This is a genomic window from Streptomyces sp. S3(2020) (genome assembly GCF_013044505.1).
Lineage (GTDB): Bacteria > Actinomycetota > Actinomycetes > Streptomycetales > Streptomycetaceae > Streptomyces.
This window is the reverse complement of sequence record NZ_JABERD010000125.1, coordinates 1-22,737: the sequence shown is the minus strand read 5'-3', so window position 1 is coordinate 22,737 and position 22,737 is coordinate 1. Positions and strand designations below refer to the sequence as shown.

Annotated in this window: 20 protein-coding genes and 2 pseudogenes; 8 read left to right on the top strand and 14 right to left on the bottom strand. The window is 71.3% G+C overall.

The genetic code is table 11. The features are described from left to right. Positions 1-61: 61 nt before the first annotated feature. A complete protein-coding gene (locus tag HLK59_RS31815; RefSeq protein ID WP_171145026.1) occupies positions 62-736 on the bottom strand; it encodes an alcohol dehydrogenase catalytic domain-containing protein in 675 nt (224 codons plus the stop codon). A gap of 127 nt (positions 737-863) precedes the next feature. Continuing rightward, the gene (locus HLK59_RS31810; RefSeq protein ID WP_171145025.1) at positions 864-2,225 is read right to left on the bottom strand and encodes an aminotransferase class I/II-fold pyridoxal phosphate-dependent enzyme; all 1,362 of its coding nucleotides are present in this window, start codon (positions 2,223-2,225) and stop codon (positions 864-866) included. A gap of 117 nt (positions 2,226-2,342) precedes the next feature. Here HLK59_RS31810 and HLK59_RS31805 point away from each other — a divergent pair, with 117 nt between their 5' ends. Then, positions 2,343-2,837 (top strand): MarR family transcriptional regulator, encoded by a 495-nt coding sequence (locus HLK59_RS31805; protein ID WP_171145024.1) that lies wholly within the window; start codon positions 2,343-2,345, stop codon positions 2,835-2,837. 24 nt (positions 2,838-2,861) lie between these two features. Here HLK59_RS31805 and HLK59_RS31800 read toward each other — a convergent pair whose 3' ends face one another. After that, positions 2,862-3,962, bottom strand: coding sequence for a nuclear transport factor 2 family protein (locus HLK59_RS31800; protein ID WP_171145023.1), 1,101 nt, complete (start codon positions 3,960-3,962; stop codon positions 2,862-2,864). Positions 3,963-4,112: 150 nt separating this feature from the next. Here HLK59_RS31800 and sigJ point away from each other — a divergent pair, with 150 nt between their 5' ends. Next, positions 4,113-5,051 carry an RNA polymerase sigma factor SigJ gene (sigJ, locus tag HLK59_RS31795; RefSeq protein ID WP_171145022.1) on the top strand — a complete coding sequence of 313 codons (939 nt, stop codon included), beginning with the start codon at positions 4,113-4,115 and terminating at the stop codon, positions 5,049-5,051. Between the two features lie 345 nt (positions 5,052-5,396). Here the strand turns inward: sigJ and HLK59_RS31790 are convergent, their stop codons facing one another. Continuing rightward, positions 5,397-6,209 (bottom strand): LLM class flavin-dependent oxidoreductase, encoded by an 813-nt coding sequence (locus HLK59_RS31790; protein WP_171145021.1) that lies wholly within the window; start codon positions 6,207-6,209, stop codon positions 5,397-5,399. Beyond that, a complete protein-coding gene (locus HLK59_RS31785; protein WP_171145020.1) occupies positions 6,206-7,066 on the bottom strand; it encodes an alpha/beta fold hydrolase in 861 nt (286 codons plus the stop codon). Before HLK59_RS31785 ends, HLK59_RS31790 begins: the two co-directional genes overlap by 4 nt. A 96-nt stretch (positions 7,067-7,162) precedes the next feature. On the opposite strand from HLK59_RS31785, the gene HLK59_RS31780 reads away from it, so the two are divergent. Then, the gene (locus HLK59_RS31780; RefSeq protein ID WP_171145019.1) at positions 7,163-8,068 is read left to right on the top strand and encodes a LysR family transcriptional regulator; all 906 of its coding nucleotides are present in this window, start codon (positions 7,163-7,165) and stop codon (positions 8,066-8,068) included. 64 nt (positions 8,069-8,132) lie between these two features. Here HLK59_RS31780 and HLK59_RS31775 read toward each other — a convergent pair whose 3' ends face one another. The 3 genes from HLK59_RS31775 to HLK59_RS31765 all read right to left on the bottom strand — a co-directional run bounded on the left by HLK59_RS31775 (position 8,133) and on the right by HLK59_RS31765 (position 10,345). Further along, positions 8,133-8,843 (bottom strand): hypothetical protein, encoded by a 711-nt coding sequence (locus HLK59_RS31775; protein ID WP_171145018.1) that lies wholly within the window; start codon positions 8,841-8,843, stop codon positions 8,133-8,135. 75 nt (positions 8,844-8,918) lie between these two features. Beyond that, on the bottom strand, positions 8,919-9,419 hold the full coding sequence (locus HLK59_RS31770) for a GNAT family N-acetyltransferase (RefSeq protein ID WP_171145017.1): 501 nt from the start codon (positions 9,417-9,419) through the stop codon (positions 8,919-8,921). A 155-nt stretch (positions 9,420-9,574) separates the two neighbouring features. Continuing rightward, entirely contained in the window at positions 9,575-10,345 is a 771-nt protein-coding gene (locus tag HLK59_RS31765; protein WP_171145016.1) for a DeoR/GlpR family DNA-binding transcription regulator, read from the bottom strand. A gap of 221 nt (positions 10,346-10,566) precedes the next feature. Between HLK59_RS31765 and HLK59_RS31760 the strand changes: the two genes are divergently transcribed. Beyond that, complete coding sequence (locus HLK59_RS31760) at positions 10,567-11,220, top strand: ATP-dependent endonuclease (protein ID WP_171145015.1); 654 nt, start codon at positions 10,567-10,569, stop codon at positions 11,218-11,220. Positions 11,221-11,262: 42 nt separating this feature from the next. Here HLK59_RS31760 and HLK59_RS51345 read toward each other — a convergent pair whose 3' ends face one another. Next, the gene (locus HLK59_RS51345) at positions 11,263-11,445 is read right to left on the bottom strand and encodes a hypothetical protein (RefSeq protein ID WP_240982750.1); all 183 of its coding nucleotides are present in this window, start codon (positions 11,443-11,445) and stop codon (positions 11,263-11,265) included. 193 nt (positions 11,446-11,638) lie between these two features. On the opposite strand from HLK59_RS51345, the gene HLK59_RS31750 reads away from it, so the two are divergent. From HLK59_RS31750 to HLK59_RS31740, 3 genes are all read left to right on the top strand, one after another. After that, positions 11,639-12,529 (top strand): Clp protease N-terminal domain-containing protein, encoded by an 891-nt coding sequence (locus HLK59_RS31750; protein WP_171145031.1) that lies wholly within the window; start codon positions 11,639-11,641, stop codon positions 12,527-12,529. Between the two features lie 137 nt (positions 12,530-12,666). Further along, on the top strand, positions 12,667-14,397 hold the full coding sequence (locus tag HLK59_RS31745) for a hypothetical protein (protein ID WP_171145014.1): 1,731 nt from the start codon (positions 12,667-12,669) through the stop codon (positions 14,395-14,397). Between the two features lie 182 nt (positions 14,398-14,579). Further along, positions 14,580-17,906 (top strand): S8 family serine peptidase, encoded by a 3,327-nt coding sequence (locus HLK59_RS31740; RefSeq protein WP_346779853.1) that lies wholly within the window; start codon positions 14,580-14,582, stop codon positions 17,904-17,906. 67 nt (positions 17,907-17,973) lie between these two features. Here the strand turns inward: HLK59_RS31740 and HLK59_RS31735 are convergent, their stop codons facing one another. Continuing rightward, complete coding sequence (locus HLK59_RS31735) at positions 17,974-18,615, bottom strand: cutinase family protein (RefSeq protein WP_171145012.1); 642 nt, start codon at positions 18,613-18,615, stop codon at positions 17,974-17,976. A 183-nt stretch (positions 18,616-18,798) separates the two neighbouring features. On the opposite strand from HLK59_RS31735, the gene HLK59_RS31730 reads away from it, so the two are divergent. After that, positions 18,799-19,374, top strand: a complete 576-nt coding sequence (locus tag HLK59_RS31730; protein WP_171145011.1) for a dihydrofolate reductase family protein — start codon at positions 18,799-18,801, stop codon at positions 19,372-19,374. Here the strand turns inward: HLK59_RS31730 and HLK59_RS31725 are convergent. The 4 genes and pseudogenes from HLK59_RS31725 to HLK59_RS51340 all read right to left on the bottom strand — a co-directional run. Beyond that, positions 19,319-20,617, bottom strand: coding sequence for a PucR family transcriptional regulator (locus HLK59_RS31725; RefSeq protein WP_171145010.1), 1,299 nt, complete (start codon positions 20,615-20,617; stop codon positions 19,319-19,321). The genes HLK59_RS31730 and HLK59_RS31725 overlap by 56 nt on opposite strands. A gap of 122 nt (positions 20,618-20,739) precedes the next feature. Further along, positions 20,740-21,732 (bottom strand): alpha/beta hydrolase family protein, encoded by a 993-nt coding sequence (locus HLK59_RS31720; protein WP_171145009.1) that lies wholly within the window; start codon positions 21,730-21,732, stop codon positions 20,740-20,742. A 22-nt stretch (positions 21,733-21,754) separates the two neighbouring features. Then, a pseudogene (locus HLK59_RS31715) lies at positions 21,755-22,465 on the bottom strand (alpha/beta fold hydrolase); the annotation flags it as partial. A 189-nt stretch (positions 22,466-22,654) separates the two neighbouring features. Further along, positions 22,655-22,737 (bottom strand): annotated as a pseudogene (locus HLK59_RS51340) (L-cystine ABC transporter ATP-binding protein YecC); the annotation flags it as partial.

Genomic DNA, 22,737 nt, shown 5'->3' with positions numbered 1-22,737 from the left:
CGTCGCCGCGGCGTTCTGTACGCCGCGGCGACGACGGCACACCCCCCGCCCGATGGCCGCCTCAGCCGGCCGGGCCCCACGGACGAAGCACGATCTTGCCGTGGGTGTGCCCCCGCTCCGGCTCGCCGACCACGACCGCGCACGCCGCCGCACCCTCACGGTAGGTCCGCGCCCCGCCGTCGCCGAACGTGTCGACCTTCCCGCCGCAAGCCTCCCGGATCCGCTCGGCCACGCCCTCCCCGTATGCGACCAGGACGACACCGCGCCCCTTCAGCCAGGCATGGTCTGCCTCGCTCGCCAGCCCGATCGCCGTGGCGCCGCGCGAGCTGCACGGCAAGAGACCCGACACCGCCCGCCGCACCGGACACCACGACCGTGTCCGCCGGCCCGGGGTCCACCGCGAACACGCAGGCGTGCCCGGTCGTGCCGGCCACGACGAACTCCGCGTGGCTCGCCCTGCCATGGGTGAAGCCCAGCACCTCGTCGCCACCGCGAAGCCGCGCACCCGCGGACCGACCTCCGCCACGGCACCGGCCAGATCGCTGCCCTGCCCGGAGGGGAACGTGGCCGGCCACCGCCCGTGCCGCGCGCCCTCGCGGATCATCACCTCGCCCGACTGGATCCCGGCCGCGCGGACCTCGACGAGCATCTGCCCCGGACCGGGTGCAGGCCAGTCCACCTCCTCCACCCGCAGCACATCGATCCCGCCGTACTCGTGGAACCGCACCGCTTTCATCGCGTGACCACCGCTCTCCCTCGCTCGGACAAGCCCGGGCCGACCACCCGCCGAACGCCACCCGCCGAACGCCACCCGCCGAACGCCACCCGCCGAATGCCACGCGGCGACCGCGCCCTCGCGGACCTCAAGACAGGGAGAGCTGCTCCACGCGCGCGTGCAGCTGCTCGACGGCGTCCTCGGACTCCGGCTTCATCAGAACGCTCCGCAGGATCCGCGTGGCGTCGGCATCCGCGGCGACCTTGGGGTGGCGTAGGGCGAACGCCTCGCGGCCGGCCCTGAAGGTGCTCAGGAAGACCGGGTCCGGACCGGTCATGCCGTCCGAGAGGATGCGGGCGGACGCGGCGTCGATGCCGGACAGGGTGGCCGGCTCGACGAGGGGGAAGTAGCTGACGATGTCCAGCTCGGGGGGTTGGTAGAGCTCCAAGTGCGCGGATGCGGCGATGAGTTCGGCCCAGTTCAGCGCGGCCCTGCGGCCGGCCGCCAGGACCTGGCCGAGCCCCTCCGGTGTGGGCGGCAGCAGCCGGAAAGTGAGCCAGAGAGCCGCGGCGGCGGCCCCCGCGCGCGAGCACTCCAGGCTGATCTCGCCGAGGTGGAGCTCGCTGGACGTGAAGTAGGTGTACGGCGAGTCGTGGAGGTAGAAGCGGCCGACCGCGGGGTCGCGGAAGAGGACGGCCCCGCAGCCGTAGGGCTGGAGCCCGTGCTTGTGCGGGTCGACCACGACCGAGTCGCAGCGTGCGATCGCCCGCCAGGGCTCGGGCGGCAGCCCCTCGGGACCGTCGGCGCCCGCGAGGAGGGTGAAGAAGCCGCCGTAGGCCGCGTCGATGTGGACGCGGACGCCGTGCCGCTCGGCGAGGGGCAGGATCTCGTGGACGGGGTCTACGGCGCCGAGGCCGGTGGTGCCGGTGGTGAGGACGACCGTGCCGATCTCGCCGGTGCGCAGTATGTCCTCCAGCGCCTCGGGGTCCATCCGGCCCCGGCTGTCGGTGCGTACGGGCCGGCCCCGCATGCCCAGGACGTGGCACATGCGGCCGTGGGTGTAGTGGGCGTCCGCGCTGTAGGCGATGCCCCGGCCCGGTTGGAGTTCCCGGGCGACGAAGAGGGCTTCGAGGTTGGCGATCGTGCCGCTGGTGGTGAGGTGCCCGAGATGGGTGTCGTAGCCGAACATCGCGGCGAGCCGGGCGACGGCCTCACGCTCCATCGCCGCGGTGGCGGGACCGCCGTCCAGGGCGTGGTTGTTGGGGTTGATCAGCATGGCGGTGAGGTGGCCGACCACGGCGGCGGGGTGCGGTGGCTTGAGCATCTGGCCCGCGTAACGCGGATGGAAGAAGGGGTAGTTGTCCTTGAGTCTGCCGGTCAGCTCCTCGAAGGCGGCACCGAACCGTTCGTCGTCGACGTCGAGCGACGCGTGGGGCTGGTAGGGGCCGAAGGTGTCGGCCCAGTCCTGTATGGCGTCGGTGGCTCGGCCGAGCCAGTGGCGCAGATCCACTGTGCCCTCCCTCTCTCGCGGGTGGTGCCGCACACCATAGGAGATAGTTGACTGATCAGCAATTGAATGCTCAGTGATTGAGACGGCAGTAGGTGATCTGGCAGTAGAGTGAGGCAGGTGAACGACAGGACCCCCCGCGGCCACGAGGCTGCCGCGGCCCGCGCCGCGAACAGCGGACTCGTGCGTGACTTCGGCCTGCTGATCAGGTCCGCGACCCGCCTGGAACAGCGCATCGACGGCGAGGTGCGGCGGGAGTGCGGGATCAGTCACACGATGCTGGAAGTGTTCATACGGCTGTGCCGGCAGCCCGGTGAGGCCGTCTCGCAGCGGCAGCTCGCCGACGACCTCACGCTCACCAGCAGCGGTACGACCCGCTTGATCGACCGGATGGAGGTCGCCGGACTGGTCCGCCGCGTGCCGTCCCCCGGAGACCGCCGGGTCGCTCTGGTGGAGCCGACCGAGGCGGGCCGGGAGGTGTTCGTGAGGGCCGCGGCCGTGCACGCGCGCGTGGTCGAGGAGTTCTTCGTCAAGCCGGTGACCGCCGCCGACTACCCCCGACTGACCCGGGCGTTGGGAGACATCGACGGGGCCCTGCGCTCGGACACCGAGTGAGGCGACCGGTACGGGGTGGTCGGCTCAGTATCCGATGGCCTCGCGCAGCAGCAGTACGGTGCCGCGCCCCGGGCGGGGTTCCGCGTTGAGGATCAGCAGGCGGTTGACGGCGCTGGGCATCCCGTACACCGCCTGGGCGCGGGCGTTCTCGAGCGGCAGAGCGTGCTCCTCGACGCGGCGCAGCGCTGTGCTCAGGTCGGGCACCACCTTCTGCGCGCCGACGATCCAGACCGCGCGGCCGGCGCCGCCCGCGTTGGCGGGGAGCTGGCTGCCGCTGCCCGAGGCGAGGACGAGCGAGCCGGTCTCGGTGACGGCGGCGACGCTGTTGACGACGAAATCGGGGCCGGTGACCAGCTTGCGGATCTCGTCGGCGCCGGTGGCACGGTCGATGGTCAGGACACGCGGCCTGATCGCGTCGTACCGGTCGCCGGTGTTGATGTCCTCGTCGATGCCGGAGAGCCGTAGGGTCTCGCTGGCTCCGGTCAGCACACTGGCGCCCTCGGGGACCAGCTCCTTGACGCGGATGCGCGCGGCCGCGGCGTCGTCGAGGATCTCGGCACCGAAGCCGTTGGCACGCAGCGCGGCGGCTGCCCGCTCCAGCCGTTCCCCCGATACCGGGTCGGCGAAGGAAGCGGCCGGCGCCGGGGTGGCCGTGGCGTCCGCCGGGACGGCCCCGGAGCGCCGCGCCGTACGGGGCGCCGAGCCCGCCAGCGGGGACGTGTCCAGGTACCTGACCTCGTACACCCGCTCGGCGAACTTCCAGCCTTCCGCGGTGCGCTGGTAACGGTCGTGGTAGACGGCGTAGTTCAGCCCCTGGCGGCCGTCGAGGGTGCGGGCGAGCTCCTGGATGTAGGCGCGGCCGGTCGCGGTGTCGCCGTCGAGCAGGATCGTGCCGGGGTGCGTGGTCTGCACGAAGAAGTCCCACTGGCTCTGCAACCGCTCGCCCCCGGCGAGGATCTCCTCGCGGCCGACCTGCTCGGCGGGGATGTGGGGCATGCGCAGGGCACCGTCCTCAGTGAACAGGGACGCCAGGCGGGGCCGGTCGCGCATCATCGCCGCGTCGGTGAAATCGCCACGCAGTGCCTCGATCTCGACACGGTCCGCTACGGCCTGGAAGTCGTTCATGGAAGTGACCTCTCGGTGGTGTTGTCGTCCTCACCGTTACGACAACGCAGCCCCGCGGAATGTGAGGCGGTACGTCGGCCTCACATTCCGAGGGGCTGTCCTGTCGTAACGGGTAGGGACACCGAAGCGAGCGAAGGAGATGGCCGGACCATGACCACCGGAGCCGAGCCCGGCGAGGACCGGAGCGATCCGAGCCTCGGCGCGATCATGAGCGAGCGACGCCGGCTGATCAACCTCGGCTATCGGCTCCTGGGATCCCTCGCCGACGCCGAGGACGTCGTGCAGGAGACCTACGCCCGCTGGTACGCCCTGTCCGAACGGGAGCAGCGGGCCGTCGAGTCGCCCGGAGCCTGGCTGATGACGGTCGCCAGCCGCATCTGTCTGAACCTGCTCGGCTCGGCGCGGGCCAGGCGGGAGACGTACGTGGGCGACTGGATCCCGGAACCGCTGCCCGAACCCACGGAGTGGATCGCCGGGCGCTCCAGCACCGACGGGACCGACCCGGCCGATCGGATCACCCTCGACGAGTCCGTGACCATGGCCTTCCTGGTCGTCCTCGATGCGATGACCCCGGCTGAGCGCGTCGCGTTCGTCCTGCACGACGTCTTCCGCTACCCCTTCGGCGAGGTCGCCGAGATCGTCGGCCGTACCCCGGCGGCATGCCGCCAGCTGGCCTCCTCGGCCCGCCGCCGTATCCGCACCGCGCGGACCCCGGCGGGCCCGGGTGCCGAACAGGCCGACATCGTCAGGCGGTTCAGAACGGCGTGGGAGGCCAAGGACATCGACGCCCTGATCAGCCTGCTCGACCCCGACGCCACCGCGACCGCCGACGGCGGCGGGCTGGCCGTCACCCATCCCGCCCCGATCGTGGGCGGAGAGCAGATCGCCCATGCCTACGCCGAGATCGCCCGCCTCACGGGCGACCGCACGACGTTCCTCGAGTGCACGGTCAACGGCCTGCCCGGCCTGGTGGCACGGCAGGACGGCGAACTGGCGACCGTGTTCGCGTTCGAGATCGTGGACCACCGGATCAGGCACATCTGGGCCGTGCGAAACCCCGAGAAGCTCCGTCCCTGGCGGACCGACTGACTGCGCGGCGACAACGCCACCCTGCCCCGGCCCGACACGGCTGTGCTCTTCCGACTCGACTCGGTGGCGCCGACCGTCGGTTGAAAAACAGGGTGCCCGAACACGCGATCCGCCGTACGGTGGGTGTCGTTCAGGTGCGCAGGCTGCGGCTACTTCTCCTCTCAAGAGAGCGACGCGGGTTCGAATCCCGCCGCCGGCCTCCGGCCGGTGTCGTCCAGCGGCCCAGGATGCTTACGTCGCCGCCGCCGATTTCGATCTCTGGACACCGAAGGCCAGGAGCCGCCCGCCACGGGGGAAACAGGCGGGCGGCTCCGCCAGTCGCTGTCGAACAACACCACTGCCACCTCAGGCCGCGGGGCCGTCGCGGAGAACGCCCCGCACGGTGTCGAGCCGTACCCCCGGATCGAACTCCGGGAGCCACCACGTCGCGCCGGCCCTCGCGTACGGCTCGGGGTCGACACCGAGCGGGACACCGACGGCGATGTCGTACGAGGCCATCTCGCCATGGCGCAGTGCGGTGAGGGCGCCGACGACCTCGGCGAGCTGGTCCGGGTGCTCGACGTTGGCCGGGAAGAAGCCGTCGAGCCGGGCGGCCCGGCGGACCGGCTTGAGGTTCCCGGGGAACCCGGCGGCCCACACCGGTACGCCGGGCCGCTGGACCGGCCGCGGAAGGAACGCGATGTCCTCGACCGTGTAGTGCTCGCCGCGGTGGTGCACCGGCTCTCCGGACCAGGCCGCGGCCAGGATTGCCAGGGACTCGTCGAGCATCCTGCCGCGCCGTCGGTCGTCGAGTTCCTCCCCGGTCCTGGACAGTTCACCGGCGAACCGGTCGCTGCCGAGTCCGACGCCGAGGGTGAGGCGGCCGTCGCTGAGCCGATCCAGCGTCGCCGTCTCCCGCGCGACCTTGGCCGGGCGCCGACGGGCGAGCGCTGCCACCATCGGGCCGAGCCGCAGCCGCTCGGTCGCGGCCGCGATCGCCGCCAGCGCGATCCAGGGGTCGGCGACCTGTCGGACCGGCGCCCGCCAGCACAGCTGATCCCACACGAAGCAGCCGTCCCACCCGGCTTCCTCCGCCTCGGCGGCGAGGTGTGCGACCACCCGCGGGTCGGCGAGGTCGTCGAAGAGCGGCAGCCAGAGCGCCGAGCGCAGCCGGTTCATGGACGGCCGCCCCGGGTGTGCCGCACCAGGGCCGGTACGAAGTCGTCCCACAGCGGCTTCGGCAGATCGTGTCCCGCGCCCTCAAGGACCAGCAGCTCCGCGCCGGGAATCGCGTCACGCAACGCCTTCCCGTGCGGCAGCGGCAGCAGCGGGTCCTGGTCGCCGTGCACCACGAGCGTCGGTGCCACGATGTCGCCGAATCCTCCTCGCGCCGGCCCGTCGAGCTCGATGGCGAAGTGGTTGACCAGGGTCGACGCGTAGTTCCTGGCGCGCGCCACGTCCCGTTCGACCAGGGCCTGGATCGCGGCCTCGTCGAAGTACGGTGAGCCACCGGCGTACGCCTTCGCGCCGGCGACCACGTACGCGACGAGCGCGGCCGTGTCGGAGGTGTCCGGCTCGGCCGGCATGGCGAGGTCGCTCGACGGCGAGGGGAGGTCGTCGGCCCCGGTGGAACTGGAGACGAACGTCAGCGACGCGACCCGTTCGGGATGGTCCACCCCGAGGATGAGTCCGGCCCCGCCGAACATCGACTGACAGACCACATGGGCGCGTTCGATGCCCAGGGCGTCCTGGATGCCGAGCACGTCCCGGGTGAGGTCGGTGAACGAGTACGTCGGCTGCCCCGGCGGACAGCTGGTCGAGCGGCCGGTGTCCCGATGGTCGTACCGGACCACGAACCGGCCCCGGGCGGCGATCCGTTCGCACAGCTCGGCGTCCCACCACAGCATCGACGCGGCCGCTCCGGCGACCAGCACGATCGCCGGGTCCGCCCGGTCTCCGAAGGTCTCGACACACAACTGGACGTCATCGATTTCGAGGAGTCGCTCGCGCTCGCCATGAGACTGATGTGAGGTCATGTCCGCAACGCTAGGTTCTTCGACTCCATCGTGAAAAGCGATGATTTTCGATCGACTCAATCGCTCATTACGATCGACCTGGCTACGCTGGAATGCGTGAGCGATGTCGAGCTGCGTCATCTGGCGGCGATGGCCGCCATCGTCGAGGAAGGCTCGTTCGGACGGGCGGCCGCCCGTCTCGGGTACACCCAGTCGACGGTGAGCCAACAGGTGGCCGCGTTGGAGAGGGCCGTCGGCGGTCCGGTGTTCGACCGGCCGGGCGGACCCAGGCAGGTGCGGCTCACTCCGCTGGGTTCCGTGGTCCTGGAGCAGGGGCGCGAACTGCTGGCGAAGGCGGAGGCGCTGGCCGATGCCGTGGACCGGTTCAAGGCGGGGGACGGCCGGATCGACATCGGCACGTTCCAGAGCGTGTCCAATGTGATCCTGCCGTCGGTCGTACGACGGCTGCGGGACGAACACCCCGGCTGCGACATCAGGCTGTCCGAGGAGGAGCCGGAGCAGCCGCGGATCGGCGACCTCGACCTGCTGTTCTACGACGGCCGTATCGACGGCGATGTCGAGCAGCTCAAGCTGCTCGACGACCCTTACCTGCTGGTGGCAGGCGCCGGCACGTTCCCCGATGGCCCGGTCCCTATGGAGCGGCTCGACGGTGAACCGATGGTGGCCTGGCCGCTGACCTGCGACCAGCCCTTGATGGAGCAGGCGATCTCCCGCAGCGGAGCCCGTCCGCGCGTCGTGTTCCGCACCGCGGTCAACGACACCCTGTTGTCGATGGTCCGAGCCGGCCTGGGATCGGCGGTGCTGCCCTGGCTCGCCATCCGCGGTGCCGACATCGCGTCCGACGACAGACTCCGCGTCCATGAGCTCCAGCCGTCCCTGCCACCACGGGAGATCTACCTGCACCGGCGGGCCGGACGTACCCACTCACCCCTTGCCGCGCGGGCCCTTGAGATCGCCGTCGAGGTCGCGGCGGAACTCGCACCGCCGTCGGTCGGTACCTGACGGCTCGTCTCCGGCCGGCGGGAAACCCCGAACCCCGGGTGGCGCCCGTTCACGCCCCTCGCCGTCACGGGAAGTCCGGGCACTCCTCGGCGAACCCCTGCGAGACGGGCTGCCACGCGCCGTGGTCCTCACGCACGCTCAGCCGATCCGCTTCCCGCGCGGTCTCGATCATCTGAGCGGTGGTCAGAGGGACGGCCGCCGTGAAGACCCGACCGAGGTGGTGGCAGTGCAGCATCGGGCGGATCTCCTCCGCGTACGGTTCATCGGCGACCGCGAAGAGATCGGGCAGCGTCCAGCCCAGCGGACCGGCCACGGCGGACAGTTGCTGGCGGCGGTGCGGACTCGGGTCCCAGCGCCAGACCATCCCGTGCAGCGTGCTGTGCGACAGTCCCAGGAAGGGCAGCTCGCGAATACCGAAGCCGCGATTGCGGATCAGCGCGCCGAGCACGGCGGCGAACCTGGTCTCGGCGGGACGGCGTCCCGGCCATGCCGGCTCCTGGAACGGTTCCGGGGCGGCGACGCGTGGCAGCGAGTGGACGAAGGCCTCCAACGCGGCGAGCTGGGAGTGGTCGCAGTGACTGACGCGGTAGGAGAACGCCCTCATGACCCGTGCGTCACGCTCAGGGGGAAGGAGTGCCGTCGGCACGGGGTGGCCCGCGACGACGAGAAGGTCGGCCGCCGGTATGCCGAGTTCGGCGGCGAGTTCGGTAAGTCGCCGCGGGGTGGTGTCGGTTCTCCTCGCGGCGAGGCTGCTCAGGATGGTGGCCCGTTCCATGGGGCGACGGTAGCGGGTGGGCCGCCGGGTCTCCCGCTCGGACGGGGACATGGGCCCGCGCATGGCCGCGACCGCTCACATGGCGCGCTGCATGCACACCAGCTGGTCCCGCTCGTCCCATGACTCCGTGACGGTGAAGCCGAACCGCTCGTACAGGGCGATGGCCCCGGTCCGCCACTTCCACACCGACAGCCGCACGGTGCTCACGCCGCTCTCTTCGGCATGCGCGAGCGCGGCGGCGAGCAGGTCGGACGCAATACCCCGGCCCCGGAACGCCGGGTCCGTCCACAGCCTCTTGACCTCCGCCTGCCCGTCGACCGGGCCGGTCACCACCAGACAGCCGACAGCGGTGTCCCCGCTCAGCGCCACCAGCACGACATCGTTCCCGAACGCGGTCCGCGGGTGCGAGATCTCCGCCCGATAGCGTTTCGGCAGCCCGTCCACGTCGGCGACGGCCTCACCCTTCTCTGCCTCCGTCCGCAGGTGGTAGGCCGTCAGCAACGCGGCCAGTCCGTCCTCGACGGAAGCGGTCCGGTCCGGGTAGCGGACGATGGCGATCTCGCCTTGATCGGTCATGGCGCCAGCATCACACGTCAGGAACCCATCTCCGCACGAGCACCCTCGGAGCGACGCGGTCCACAGGGATGTCATGCCGAAGAGCGCTGACCCGGGCGGCTCCTGCCGCCGTTCAAGTGAGTGTGTCCCTGCGGCGGCTGTTCCCGCGTGCTCTGTCAGCCGTCGACCGTGGCCGGAGCCGTCGGTATCACCGTCACGCCGGCCTCGCGCAGGGACGTACAGGTCGCGTCGTCCTCCGGTGCGTCGGTGACGATCGCGTCCAAGTCCTCGGGGTCACAGATCTTCACCATGCCGGTTCCCGGGAACTTGCTCCTGTCCGCCAGAAGCACCACCTTGTCGCCGGCCGCGATCATGGCGCGTCGGGCGGGCACCTCGGCCACGGTGGTGTCCATGACCTGACCCCCGGGGCGTAGGCCACAAGCACCCATGAACAGCCAGTCGGCGTGAACTTGGCGGAGGTTGTCCTCCGCCATGAAGCCGTCCAGCATGCGCGACTCACGTATGACCATGCCGCCGAGCAGCATCAGGTCGATGGTCTCGTCGCCGATGAGCTCGTCATACACGGCGAGGTTGTTGGTGATCACGGTGAGCCGGCGTCCGTGCAGTCGACGTGCCAGCCGGTGGACCGTGGTTCCGCTGTCGAGAATGATCGACTGGCCGTCCTCGATCAGCGTGGCCGCCCGGGCCGCGATGGCGTCCTTCTCCGCCACCAGGACCTCGGCGGCCTCGTCGAAGGGAGCTCGCTCCTCGTCGATCACCGCGCCACCATGAACACGCGTGAGCAGCCCGTCCGCCTCCAGCTTGAGGAGATCACGGCGGATGGTCGCCGCACTGGAGTCGAGCCGCTCGGCGAGCTCGGCCACGGAAGCGGTGCCGCCGGAACGCAGGGCCCGCAAGATGAGTTGGTGTCGTCGTTCAGCCAGCACGCAAGGGGACACTACACGCTGTTTGTCGGCTCCAATCTGTCGGCGTCTGAACGTAGTTGACGGCTACTCAGGCCATCGTGCCGCCTTCGTGTCGGCTCGATGCCCAGGGCGATGTGGCCGAGTCGCCCGCACCTGTCGGCCTCTCAAGGCGTCGCCTGCGGAAAAGCCGTGTGCGTACGGGATCTCGGCCGTGTCACGATGGCGGCGGGAAGCGAGGTCTCGTGGACGAGTTGGGGCGATTCCGGCGGGCCGTGGTCGCGTGGGCGGCCGGCGGGGCAGGGGCGGACGAAGCCGCCGCGGCGGCGCGGGAACTGTCCGGCGGTGTGCGGACGATCGTCCTCGTCGAGGGGAACAGCGATCAGGTCGCGCTGGAAGCGCTGGCCATGCGCCACGGCCGTGACCTGGACGCGGAGGGCGTCGCGGTCGTACCGCTGGGAGGTGCGACGAACATCGGGCGCTTCCTGGACGTGTGCGGTCCCACGGGGCTCGGCCTGCCGCTGGCCGGTCTCTGCGACATCGGCGAGGAACGGCACTTCCGACGTCATCTGGGACGGGTCGGCCTGGGATCAGGTCTCTCGCAGGCCGGACTGGAGACGCTCGGGTTCCACGTGTGTGTCGCCGACCTGGAGGACGAGTTGATCCGTGCGCTCGGGGCCGAGAGCGTGCAGGAGGTGATCGAGGCCCAGGGCGAGATGCGCCCCTTCCTCACCTTCCAGGGGCAGCCGGCACAGCGGGAACGGCCCGTGGAGCACCAGTTGCGGCGCTTCATGGGAACACACAGCGGCCGCAAGGCCCTCTACGCGGGGGCGCTCGTCGCGCACTTGGATCTCGAACGGGTCCCCCGGCCGCTGGACCGCCTCCTCACCCACGTCTGACCCGGCGGGCCTCGACCCGTCCGACTGTGCGGCTCGCGCCGGTCACTCCCGCTCCAGCGCGGCCAGCCGCAGTTCGAGCTGGTCCACCCGGTGCCGTAGCAGGGCGACCTGGGCCTCCAGGCTGACTTCCCGCTCCGCCCTGCGCTGGATGCGCGGTGACGTGGCGGCGCGCTCGATGACCGCGTCCAGCTGGACCAGGCGCTGCGGCCCGTTCGGGCCGTCCACCAGTCGGGACCGGATCTCGCCGTTGCGGTACCAGGACCGCAGGGCCGAGCGGGAGACGCCGGTCTCGGTCTCCGCCTTGGCCAGAGTGACCCAGGGACTCTCATCCAGTCGCTCGAACAGGCCGTGACGACCACCTTGCGGGCTTTCACCGAGAACCGTTCGAAAGTCATGCTTCCATGCTCTCAACCCTGTCATCGGCACGGAGCACATCCTGTTGGGGCTGCTCGGCGTGCCGGACAGCACGGCGGCGAAGGTCCTGGACCAGCTCGGGTACGACAAGGAGACCGCGCGGGCCGACATCGCCGCGCTGGCCGAGCCCGGCACGCAGGAGCTGAGCGGCCATATCCCGTTCGCGCCGAGCGCGAAGAAGACGCTCGACCTCGCCCTGCGAGAGGCGCATCAGCTGCACCACACCTCCATCGGCACGGAACACATCCTGCTCGCCCTGGTCGCCGCGGAAGGCGAGGGCCTCGGCGCGAAGGCACTGGCCCAGCGGATCGATCCGATCAGCAAGGTCCGTACCGCCGTACTGGCGTCGTCGCAGGGGTCGCGGGACGTCGCGCCCAGCCCGTGGCCGACCGGCACACCGGCCACCGAGGACACCGTGTCCGTCGCCAGCGCACTGGCCGGTGGCGCACCGGTCGGCAGCCATCACCTTCTTGAGGCGATGCTGCGGGCGGAGAACAGCATGGCGGCCAGGGTGCTGCGCGAACTCGGGGTCGACCCGGACACGGTCGCCGCGAAGATCGACGAACTGGATCCGGAGACGACCACGGACGCGAACCCGGAGGAAGCCGCCGCGCGGCGGATGGAGATCCGGCTGGTCGACGGTGAGGTGCAGCTGATCCTGCGGGACCCGGCGACACTCGCGCTCGCCGAGAAGGTCACCGAACTGTCCGGCGGCCCGGTCCAGGGCGTGGGACCGGTCGCCGGCATGTTCGTCCCGCTGTGGCGGTCGACCAGCCAACTGCTGCTGCAGATCCAGCGCGTGCTGGAACCGGAATCCGGGGACGAGGACGGATCCGCCGCGAGCAACGTGACCAAGGCCGTACGCACGGTGCTCGCGCCCCGCCTTCGCCGGTGACCGTCACCGTCGTCGCAGCCGTACGGCATAAGGCTGTTGGGGATGGAGTTGGGGCCTGGTGACAAAGGTGCCGGCCGGGGCTGCGTTGTTGTGAGCATGGGTCGGTGGGGCCGGTTTCGCGGTCCTACCGTCCCGGCATGGACACGAGTCGCAGCAGAGGAAAGTCCCTGAGGACGCCGCGGAGTTGCGCGCTGGCGGCGCTGCTGACCGTCGGGGCGTTCACCGGGGCCGCCCCGGATGCCCGGGGCGAGGACGCGCGGACCGAGACGGCCGTGGTGTCGACGAGCCCGGTCGACGGTGTGACCGAGACGTCGGTGCGGGTGAGGGCGCCGCTGCCGGCGTCCTTCGGGGCGCGCCCCGCGGCGTGCGACTGGCTGTCGTACCTGCGCTACCGGGCCGCCGACGGACCGGCTCGCTCGGCCGACGCCGATCGGATCCTCGTCGCCCAGCCGGGAATCCTGGAAGGCGCCGGCGCCTTCGACAGCGTCGCCCGCAACACCGTGGCCCGCGCCGCCGCACAGGGGCGGCACATCGAGTTCTGGGCCCTGGACCGGCGCTCCAACTGCCTGGAGGACCGCACCGGAGTGGCCTCCGGCGACCAGCACACGGCCGTCGACTACTACTACCGGGACAAGCAGGTCGGGGGCCGCACCTTTGACGGTTTCGTCGGCGACGGCGACCTGGGGTGGATGGCGAAGCTCGGTATCGAGCGGACCGTCCGCGACCAGTACGACCTGCTCACCGCCGAGTTGCCCGACCAACAGCTGCGCGAGCAGAAGGTGTTGTGCGGCGGACACTCGCTGGGAGGGGTGATCACCGGGTACTTCGCCACCGCCGACTTCGACGGCGACCGGGCCACCACGGCGGACGCCGGGCACCGCCAGTGCGCCGGCTACTTCGCCCTCGACACCACCGTCTCCACCTCGCTCGCCGATCTGAGCGGCAGCATCCCGGACGACACCAACTTGCCCGATGTGGGCCTCGGTTACGGCGTGGTCCAGGCCGGGCTCGACAGCGGCCTGCTGCCCCGCACCCTGTCCGCGCCGGTGCTTCTCAACCCGGAGACGATGACCCTGCTGGCCATATCCGGCCTGGGCGCGCTGCGGGATCCGGACGGCGAGGCCGACCTGCCGCGCTATCTGCCCGCCAACACCAACATCGAGGTCACCAACCGCTTCCTGTTCTCCGAGGACACCGCCACCTTCCTCACCGGATCTCCCGCGGTGAAGGACTTCCGGCTCACCAACGAGGCGGTCCTCGGCTCGCTCATGGACGACCACTCCGTGCCGCTGGCGTTCCTGCAGAGCAGCGTGGGCTTCTTCGACGGCGGTCCCGTCGTCGACAAGAACTTCCCCGTCGCCAACGGGAGCGAGGCGCAACCGGCGCTGTTCGGCGGCGAGTACAAGGCCATTCCCGACCGGCCGGGCGGGCCGCTCTACACCTGGCGCAACTACGACCGCGTCGGCGACCCCGACGACCCCGGGTACCGGTCGGTGGACGGGACACCGTTCACCGACGCGGGCAAGGAGGTCACCGATATCCAGGAGTTGGCCCGCAGCATGGCCGAGCAACCTCTGGACTTCACCGAGCAGTACTTCCCGACCAAACTGGTGACCGACCTCCAACTGGCCACCTCACCCCAGGTGAAGCGCCTCGTCGTGCACCCGGAAGGGCTCACCGCCAACCCGACGCTCACCGTGCTCGCGGGCGACGGCCTGCTGGCGGGCCGCGTCCCGACGGACCTGGACCCCGTGGTCGCCGACGGCTACCAGCACCTCGACGTGCTGACCGCCGCGCCCCTCCAGAACAACGGCCGTCCCGAAGCCGTCTCGACGAGCCTGACGGAGTTCGCGCGAAACCCCGACTAGGCCGGTCCAGGCGTGGACCGCGGCCGCCGTTGCCGTTCCGTTATCGGGCGGTCCAGGCCCGGTCACAAGCCGGTTGCAGCCTCGTAGCGCGTGATCGTTTCCGCGACGCCCGAGACGAGAGACAGGCAATGCGCATACCCACACCCCCCAGCAGACACTTAAGTACGGCGACCCCGCCGGCGGTGATCGCCCTGGCCGTCGTACTGGCCGCGACCGCGATTCCCGGCGTCGGACGGGCCGTCGCCGCCTCCGTGGACACTCCCGAGAGAGGCAAGGGCACCCGGACGGTGACGCTGATCACCGGTGACACAGTGACGGTCGCCAAGGACGGCTCGGTCACCGGGATCGAGCGGGCGAAGGGACGCGAGGGCGCTTCGTTCTCGGTCCGGAAGGTCGACGGGCACACCTACGTCACCCCCGGCGACGCGGCTCTGCCGGTGGTCCAGGGCAAGCTGGACCGGCGGTTGTTCGACATCACCCAGCTGCTCGCGTACGGCTATGACGACGCGAGGCGTTCCGACATGCCGCTGATCGTCACCTACGGCGGGGACGGGACACCCGCCGCGAGTGCCTTCCGTGACGCACGGGCCCGCGTGAGCCAGACACTGGACAGCGTCAACGGCGTGGCGCTACGGGCCGACAAGCGCGGCGGGGCCGCGTTCTGGGACACCTTCACCGACGGCGGCGACGGTGGCGAGGGCACCGCCCGGCTGACCGGCTCACCGGCGGTCAAGAAGATCGAGAAGGTCTGGCTGGACGGCAAGCGCCAGGCCGACCTGGACCGCAGCGTGCCCCAGATCGGCGCGCCGACGGCCTGGGAGGCCGGCTTCGACGGGACGGGCGTCAAGGTCGCCGTGCTGGACACCGGCGTCGACGAGACCCACCCCGACCTCGCGGGCCAGGAGATCACCGAACGCAACTTCTCCGACTCGCAGGACAGCATCGACCGCAACGGCCACGGCACCCATGTCGCCTCCACCATCGCCGGTACGGGCGCCAAGTCCCAGGGCAGGTACAAGGGCGTCGCACCCGGCGCGCGCATCCTCGCCGGCAAGGTCCTGGACGACGGAGGCGGCGGCTGGGACTCCGACATCATCGCGGGCATGGAGTGGGCGGTCGCCGAGGGCGCCGACGTCGTCAACATGAGCATGGGCGGCACCGACACCATGGGCGTCGACCCGCTGGAGGAGACGGTCAACAGGCTCTCCGCCACGTCGGACACGCTGTTCGTCATCGCCGTGGGCAACGAGGGCGACGGCGAGAGCACCGTCGGATCGCCGGGCAGCGCCGAGTCCGCGCTGACCGTCGGAGCGGTGGACCGCGACGACAAGCTCGCCGACTTCTCCAGCCGCGGCCCGCGCGTCGGGGACGGCGGCCTCAAGCCGGACCTGACCGCACCGGGCGTCGACATCGTGGCCGCCGCCTCCACCGCGAGCGAGCTGGAGGAGTGGTACCCCGCGGGGACGGCCGGCTACGCCGAGCTGAGCGGTACCTCGATGGCCACCCCGCATGCCGCGGGCGCCGCCGCCCTGCTGGCGCAGCAGCACCCGGACTGGACCGGTGAGCGGATCAAGGCGGCACTGACCGGCTCCGCGAAGCCCGGCCCGTACAGCGCCTACCAGCAGGGCACCGGCCGTACCGATGTGGCCAGGGCGATCGGGCAGACCGTCGTGGCCGAGCAGGGGCCGATCAGCTTCGGCCGGCCGCAGTGGCCGCACACCGACGACCAGCCGGTGGCCAAGGAGATCACCTACCGCAATCTCGGCACCGAGCAGGTCGTCCTGGACCTGTCCGTGGAGGCGCTCGGGGTGGACGGCAAGCCCGCCCCCGAGGGCCTGTTCGAGATCTCCTCGCGGCAGATCACCGTTCCGGCGGGCGGCACGGCGAGCACCACGGTGACCGCCGACACCCGCGTCGGCGGTGACACCTACGGCTCCTGGGGCGGCTCGGTGACCGCGGCCTCGGCCGACGGCGGGACCTCGGTGCGCACCGCGTTCGGCGTGGAGCGCGAGGCCGAGTCGTACAACCTGACCGTCAAGCAGCTCGACGACGAGGGAAAGCCGTCCGGCAACGGCTGGACGAGGATCAACGGCCGGGACCGCAGCTACACCGCGGACCTCGCCGACTCGGACGGCGAGCTCACCGTGCGCCTGCCCAAGGGCAGTTACGCGCTCACCGGGATCCTCGGCGGCGCGGACGAGTCGGCCGCCGACTCCTACTTCCTCGCTCCGGCCGTGGAGTTGGACAAGGACACCACGATCGTCATGGACGCCCGCAAGACCGAGTCCGTGGGGATCACCCTGCCGGATGCCGCGGCGCGCAACGACCACGCCCAGCTCATACCCGGCTACACCCGCACCGACGGGAACGCCCTCGACGGCTGGGAGATCTACGCCTTCCCCGATTTCCAGAACTTCAAGGTCGCCCACGTAGGCCCGGAGGCACCGAAGAACGCGGCATACGCCCAGTACAGCGGCTTCTGGAGGAGTGAGGACGCCGACGGGCGCGCCGTGAACTACCGCATGGCGTGGAACCGTACGGGATCACTCGGCGCCTTCACGGCCGACGTCCGCCGCAAAGACCTCGCCAAGATCGACCTCACGTTCGGCACGCCCGCCCCGGACACCGGGCTCGTCTTCGCGATGCCCCTCTCACCCGACGACCGGCTCGCGGCCGACTTCAGCACCCCCGTCTGGCGGGAACTGCCGTCGCGGACCACCGAGTACGTCCTCGGCAACGGTGTGAAGTGGGGATACTCCGCGGAACAGTGGACGGCCCTGTCCACGCTGCTGGGGCAGCACAGGGCGTACGCGCCGGGCAGGAGCTACACCAAGAGGCTCAACATCGGTGTCTTCGGACCCTCCCTGCCCACGGTCACGGGGGAACCGGTCGACCTGCGTCCCGGGCTCGCGCGGCGAGGGAACACGCTCAAGGCGGTCCTGCCCCTGTTCGGCGACGGTGAAGGGAACGTGGGCTCCAGCGTCTACACACTGGACGCCTCGCTCCGCGCCGACGGCGAGGAGATCCCCACCAACGGTGATCCCCTGGACCGGGCCAGCTACTCCGTTCCCGCCGGGGACCGTGCGTACGAGCTGAGCCTCGACGCGTCCCGGGACCCCGGGATGTACCCGGTCAGCACCCGGGTGCGGGCCCAGTGGACGTTCCGTTCGGCGCAGGCGTCCGAGGACAGCTGGACCAGGCTGCCGCTGTCCGTGGTCCGTTTCTCCCCCGAGCTGTCGCCGACCAGCACGGCGAAGGCGGGAGAGCGGTTGCGGGTGCCCTTCACGGTGGAGGGCGCTGCCACTGCGGCCACGGCCCAGAAGCTGGCGTTCCAGGTGTCGTACGACGAGGGCCGGACCTGGACCGCGGCGAAGGTGGTGGACGGAAACCGGCTGTCGCTCAAGCACCCGGCCGAGCCGGGCAGCGTCTCGCTGCGGGCCGAGCTGACCGACCGTGACGGCAACACCCTGGTCCAGACCGTCGAACGGGCCTACCTCACGGTCCGGTAGGGCAGGGACGCCACGGCGTGTCCGGGAGCCGTCTCCCCGGACACGCCGTGCGCGGTCCGAGCGGGATTCAGACCCTGGTCGCCGCGAAGGCGGCCGCCGCGTCGGCGTTCGCGGTGTAGCCGAGATGGGCGCCCACGTCGTCCCCACCGCTCTCGCAGACCGGGTCGCCGGCCGCGCAGAAGTCGATGGTGCGGCTCTGGTAGGTGCCGGTGACGCTCTTGCCGAGGGCACGGATCGGGTTGCCGAACAGCAGGACCGCGGCGACCCTGGGTTCGAGCGCCGTGGGAATCGTGGCCACGATGGGACTGCCGACCACCGCGCCGGCGCTGCTGATACCGATGGAGTTGTCGACGACGTTCGCGCCCTGCGAATAGCCGACGAGAATGAACCGCTGGTCCGGACAGGAAGCGGCCTGGCTCCTGACGTGGTTCACCAGATCCGTGTTGCCCTGTGCGGCCGACGTGAGGGAAAGGTCCGCGGGATAGTTCACCTTGTAGCTGGACAGTGATTTGCCGGTGATTTTCCTCTGTAGCGCGGAATACACCGGGTCGCCGACGATGAATCCCAGTGTGCCGGGCTCGAAGGTGCCGCGAGCGGCGACGACGTCGATGTCCGTGCAGGCCGCGGCTGTGGCCGAGGGTACCGAGACGGTGGCCAGTCCGGCCCCGCCGGCCAGCGAGAGCGCGGCGAGGCACAAGCGGATACGCATGGGGATCCTTTGAGGGTGGGGCGCGCGGAGCGCCTGTGGAAAGGACGTACCGAACGTATTCGCGTTCCGGGACCGGGTGTGATGGACGGGAATTCAGGAATTCCCCGTCTTTTTGTGCCGAGGTGAGTATGGTTTTCCATACGAAATGATCCGCCGGAACCCCGCTCCCGAGGAGGACTTCTGATGCGCAGCGTGACCTATTCGATGAACGTCTCACTCGACGGCTACATCGTCGGGCCGGACGGCAGCTTCGACTGGACGGCGCCCGACCCGGAGGTCTTTCGCTTCTGGATCGACGAGATCCGGGATGTCGGCGTCCATCTGATGGGGCGGCGGCTGTACGAGGCGATGCTGTACTGGGAGACCGCCGCCCAGGACCCCTCGCTCGGTGCAGCCGAACTCGAGTGGGTCGCGCTCTGGAACCCGCTGCCCAAGGTGGTGTTCTCCACCACCCTGTCGACGGTGCAGGGCCAGGCCCGTCTGGCCTCCGGCGGCGTCGCGGCGGAGATCGAGCGGCTGCGCGCCGAGCCGGGGGAGGGCGACATCGCGATCGGCGGCGCGACGCTCGCCACCGAGGCCGCCGCGGCGGATCTGATCGACGAGTACCGGGTCATCGTCTACCCGGTGCTGGTCGGCGGTGGCATCCCGTACTTTGCCCGGGACGAGCGCCGGTCGGATCTCGAACTCGTGGAGACCCGCACCTTCAACTCGAAGTTCGTCTACCTCCGCTACCGCGTGACGCGTCAGTCGGCCCCCTGAGCGGTGACTTCGGCCAAGCGGTGGACTCGTCGTCCCGCAATGCCTGCGCACGCAGGGCGAGGATCAGGTCCAGGCGGGTCCCCGGGTCGTGCAGGGCGTCACCGAAGAGCTTCTCCAGCTGGCGCAGGCGGTAGCGGACCGTCTGCGGGTGGACGTGGAGGCGGGCGGCGACGTCGGGCACGTTGCTGCCGCTCAGCAGCCACGCCAGGAGCGTCTCGGCGAGCCGCCCGCGCGGCGCCTCGGCGACCGCCTCCAGCGGGGCCAGCACCCGTGACTGGAGCTGGGCGAGCATCGGTTCGTCGCCGTGCAGCAGCAGCGTCGACAGATGGTCGGCGCAGCGCACCACGCCGTCCCGGGGCAGGATGCCGCGTCCCATCAGACCGAGCGCCCGGGTGGCCCAGCGCAGCGAACGGGCGGCCTCGTCGAGCGGGACCGTCGGACCGATCGCGGCGGGCCGGCCACGCAGTGCGAGCGTGAACGCCCGGCCGCCGAAACGGCCGGAACCGTCCGGGTCGGGCACCAGCATCCGCGGCGGCCGGGAGTCCATGTCCACCAGCGCCCCCGCGGCCGCCAACGGCCGGTCCGCCTCCCGCTGTTCCGGGGTCGCCGCGAGCGCGACCACCGCGACCCGCCCCGGCACCGACCACCGGGCCCCGTGCGCCAGATCCCGCACCGCCTCCGGAGCCACCGGCCCCTCACCGAGGAGCAGATCGAGCAGCCGCCGGCGCCGCCGCTCCAACTCGTCCGTGCTGCGCAGCCGCGCCTCCGCGTACCCGGCGGCGGCCGCCTCGGCGACCTCGTGCACCGTCTGGAAAGCGAGTTCACCCAACGCGGACACCACCGAGGAGTCCAGACCCAGCTCCTCCGCGGTACGGCCCATCAACCGCCAGGCGTGCAGACCGCCGACCCGTAACGCGGACTGCAACGCGTCCAGAGCACGCCCCTCCATGGCCTCGCCGCGCCCGAGTTCGTAGTACGTGGCGGTGATCGCGGCACCCTGGCCGTGCGGATCGGCGATGTGGTCGACGAACAGCGTCAATGCCTGTACGACCCCGGATCTCAGGTGCGTGCCGTACGTCCCGTCGGCGGGGCGGGCGTACTCCGGGACCTGTCGGCGCACCTCCGCCTCGACCTCGTCGGCGACGGCCTCCAGCTGATCGCGCAGCAGCTGGGCCAGTTCGGGGGGCACCGGCGCGGCACGGGGGCCGTCCGGTACGCCGGGCGGCGGTGTGGGGGCAGCCACGGCGGACCCTCCTTTCACCCGGAGGCGGCTCACCCGCGGGCCGGTGCCCGTGGGGCGGGGGACAAGTCCCGGGTTGGACGGACGTCCCCTGCGCTCCGTTCCGTGCCCCGACGGCACCGGCCTCACGCCGGCACCCCCAACGCACCGGCGAGCATCGGCCATGACGCGCTGAACTCCCGTTTCCAGTAAGCCCAGCTGTGCCCTCCTCCCGCGTAGTAGTGAGTCGTCACCGGGACGCGCAGCACAGCGAGCGTGTCGGTGAACGCGTGTGCGGACGGCCACAGCGCGCTCTCCAGCGCCTCCGGCAGCCAGTCGCCGGTGCCGCCCACGACCCCGCTGCCGCTGGACACGTACAGGGCGGTGCCGCGAAGCCCTTCCGCGCGCGCCCGCGGGTTGAAGTCCCGCCAGGTGAGCAGGTTCAGGATCGGGTTGCCCCACAGGGACAGCGGCGCCAGGTTCTCGCGGGCCACGATGGCGTTCATCAGGCTGGGCACGCCGGGGGCCGTGGTGTCGAGGATGCCGCTGTACGAGGCCGCCGCCGCGAACGTCCCCGGATGCCGCGCCGCGTGCGCCATCGCCCCGTACCCGCCGGTGGACACCCCGGCGAGGACCCGGACCGCGGAGGCCCGGTAGTCCCGGGTGAGCAGCGCGGGGACCTCGGTGAGCTGGAAGGCCTCGTAGTCCGGGCCGTCCCGCCAGGCGGTGGGGATGCCCGTGGGCCCCGCGTCCGGCATCGCCACGATCAGCTCGCGCCCCTCCGTGAACGCCACGATGTCCGTCTCCCGGGTCCATGACGTGTAGTCGTCGTGGGCACCGTGGAGGAGGTACAGCACGGGGTACGTCCGGTCCGGCTGTGTGGCGAAGGACGAGGGGAGCACCAGTCGCACCGGGGCGCTGCGGCCCAGGGCGGCGGAGGGGAGGGAGACATCGAGGGTGCGGGGGCCGAGTTGGGTGACGACGGGAGCAGCGGTGGCCGCCCGGGCGGTGCCGGTGGCCGTGGCGCCGAAGAGGGCGGCCAGGCCGGTGGCGGCGGCCGCTCTGGTGACGGCGCGTCGGGACACTCCGGTGGGGACTCCGGTGCTGCGCCGGGACACTGCGGTGGTGCGGTCGGGCATGGCGGCTCTCCTCGGATCGGATTCAGCGGCGGTCCTTCGCGAGCTCCCACCGCAGATGGGCGGCGATCTCATCCACGTGCGGCGGGTCGAGCAGCGACAGGTGGTGCCCCGCGACCCGGACGACGGACAGGTCCGGGCACACCTCGTCCCAGCCGAGCGACGCGTCGTCCCGTTCGTACGCCGGGTCGCGCACGGTGTGCGGAGCCGGGTCGGTGGCCCGGTACAGGACCACCGGCCCGGTGTGGCGGCCCGGCCGGTGGGCCTCGCCGATCCGCAGGTCCAGATAGGAGGACCGCTGGTGATCGAGAGCGGCCCGCGGTACGTCGGCCGCCTCGCGCAGGGCCCGCAGCACGGTGTCGATGCGCTCGCCGTCGTCCTGCGTCGCGACCAACTCGTCGTACGGGAGCAGCAGTTGGACCCCGTAGGTCTCGGCCACATGGCGGGCGAAGCCGGCGAAGTGGGCGTGGATCCGGTCGGCCTGCGTGTCCTCGGGTCGCGGGAGTGGTCGTACGGAGTCGATGAGCACCACCAGCCGCACATCCCGTCCGGCCGCCGTGAGTTGTCGGGCCGCCTCCTGCGCGACGAACCCGCCGAACGACCAACCACCCAGCAGGCAGGGCCCGTCGGGGTGCGCGGCGGTCACCGCCTCGGCGTACCGACGCGCCTTCTCGGCGACCGTGCGGACCTCTGCGAGCCGCTCGAGGCCGTACACCGGCCGCTCCCCGCCGAGGCGTTCGACGAGGGGCCGGTAGACGTCGGTCGTGCCACCGGCGGCGTGGACGAGGAAGAGCGGAGGGTGGGAGCCGGTGGGGTGGAGCGGGCGGAGCGGGGGGGCAGGAGCGCCGGCGCCGCTACGAGGTCGGTGGCCGGGTGCAGGGGTGCAACGGGTGCACTAGCGTGTGGGCGGGCAGGATAAGAGACAGCGCTGCTGCTGGCCGCCGGAGAGCTGGGAGGGACGGGCGTCGCACTTGTCGGCCAGGCCCACCAGGTCGAGCAGTTCGCGGG

Coding starts and splice junctions, on each gene's coding strand:
- HLK59_RS31785 (WP_171145020.1), bottom strand. CDS start 7,066: ATGACCTCACATCAGTCTCATGGCGAGCGCGAGCGACTCCTCGAAATC.
- HLK59_RS31745 (WP_171145014.1), top strand. CDS start 12,667: ATGGACACGAGTCGCAGCAGAGGAAAGTCCCTGAGGACGCCGCGGAGT.
- HLK59_RS31815 (WP_171145026.1), bottom strand. CDS start 736: ATGAAAGCGGTGCGGTTCCACGAGTACGGCGGGATCGATGTGCTGCGG.
- HLK59_RS31770 (WP_171145017.1), bottom strand. CDS start 9,419: ATGACCGATCAAGGCGAGATCGCCATCGTCCGCTACCCGGACCGGACC.
- HLK59_RS31775 (WP_171145018.1), bottom strand. CDS start 8,843: ATGGAACGGGCCACCATCCTGAGCAGCCTCGCCGCGAGGAGAACCGAC.
- HLK59_RS31730 (WP_171145011.1), top strand. CDS start 18,799: ATGCGCAGCGTGACCTATTCGATGAACGTCTCACTCGACGGCTACATC.
- sigJ (WP_171145022.1), top strand. CDS start 4,113: ATGACCACCGGAGCCGAGCCCGGCGAGGACCGGAGCGATCCGAGCCTC.
- HLK59_RS31790 (WP_171145021.1), bottom strand. CDS start 6,209: ATGAACCGGCTGCGCTCGGCGCTCTGGCTGCCGCTCTTCGACGACCTC.
- HLK59_RS31720 (WP_171145009.1), bottom strand. CDS start 21,732: ATGCCCGACCGCACCACCGCAGTGTCCCGGCGCAGCACCGGAGTCCCC.
- HLK59_RS31735 (WP_171145012.1), bottom strand. CDS start 18,615: ATGCGTATCCGCTTGTGCCTCGCCGCGCTCTCGCTGGCCGGCGGGGCC.
- HLK59_RS31800 (WP_171145023.1), bottom strand. CDS start 3,962: ATGAACGACTTCCAGGCCGTAGCGGACCGTGTCGAGATCGAGGCACTG.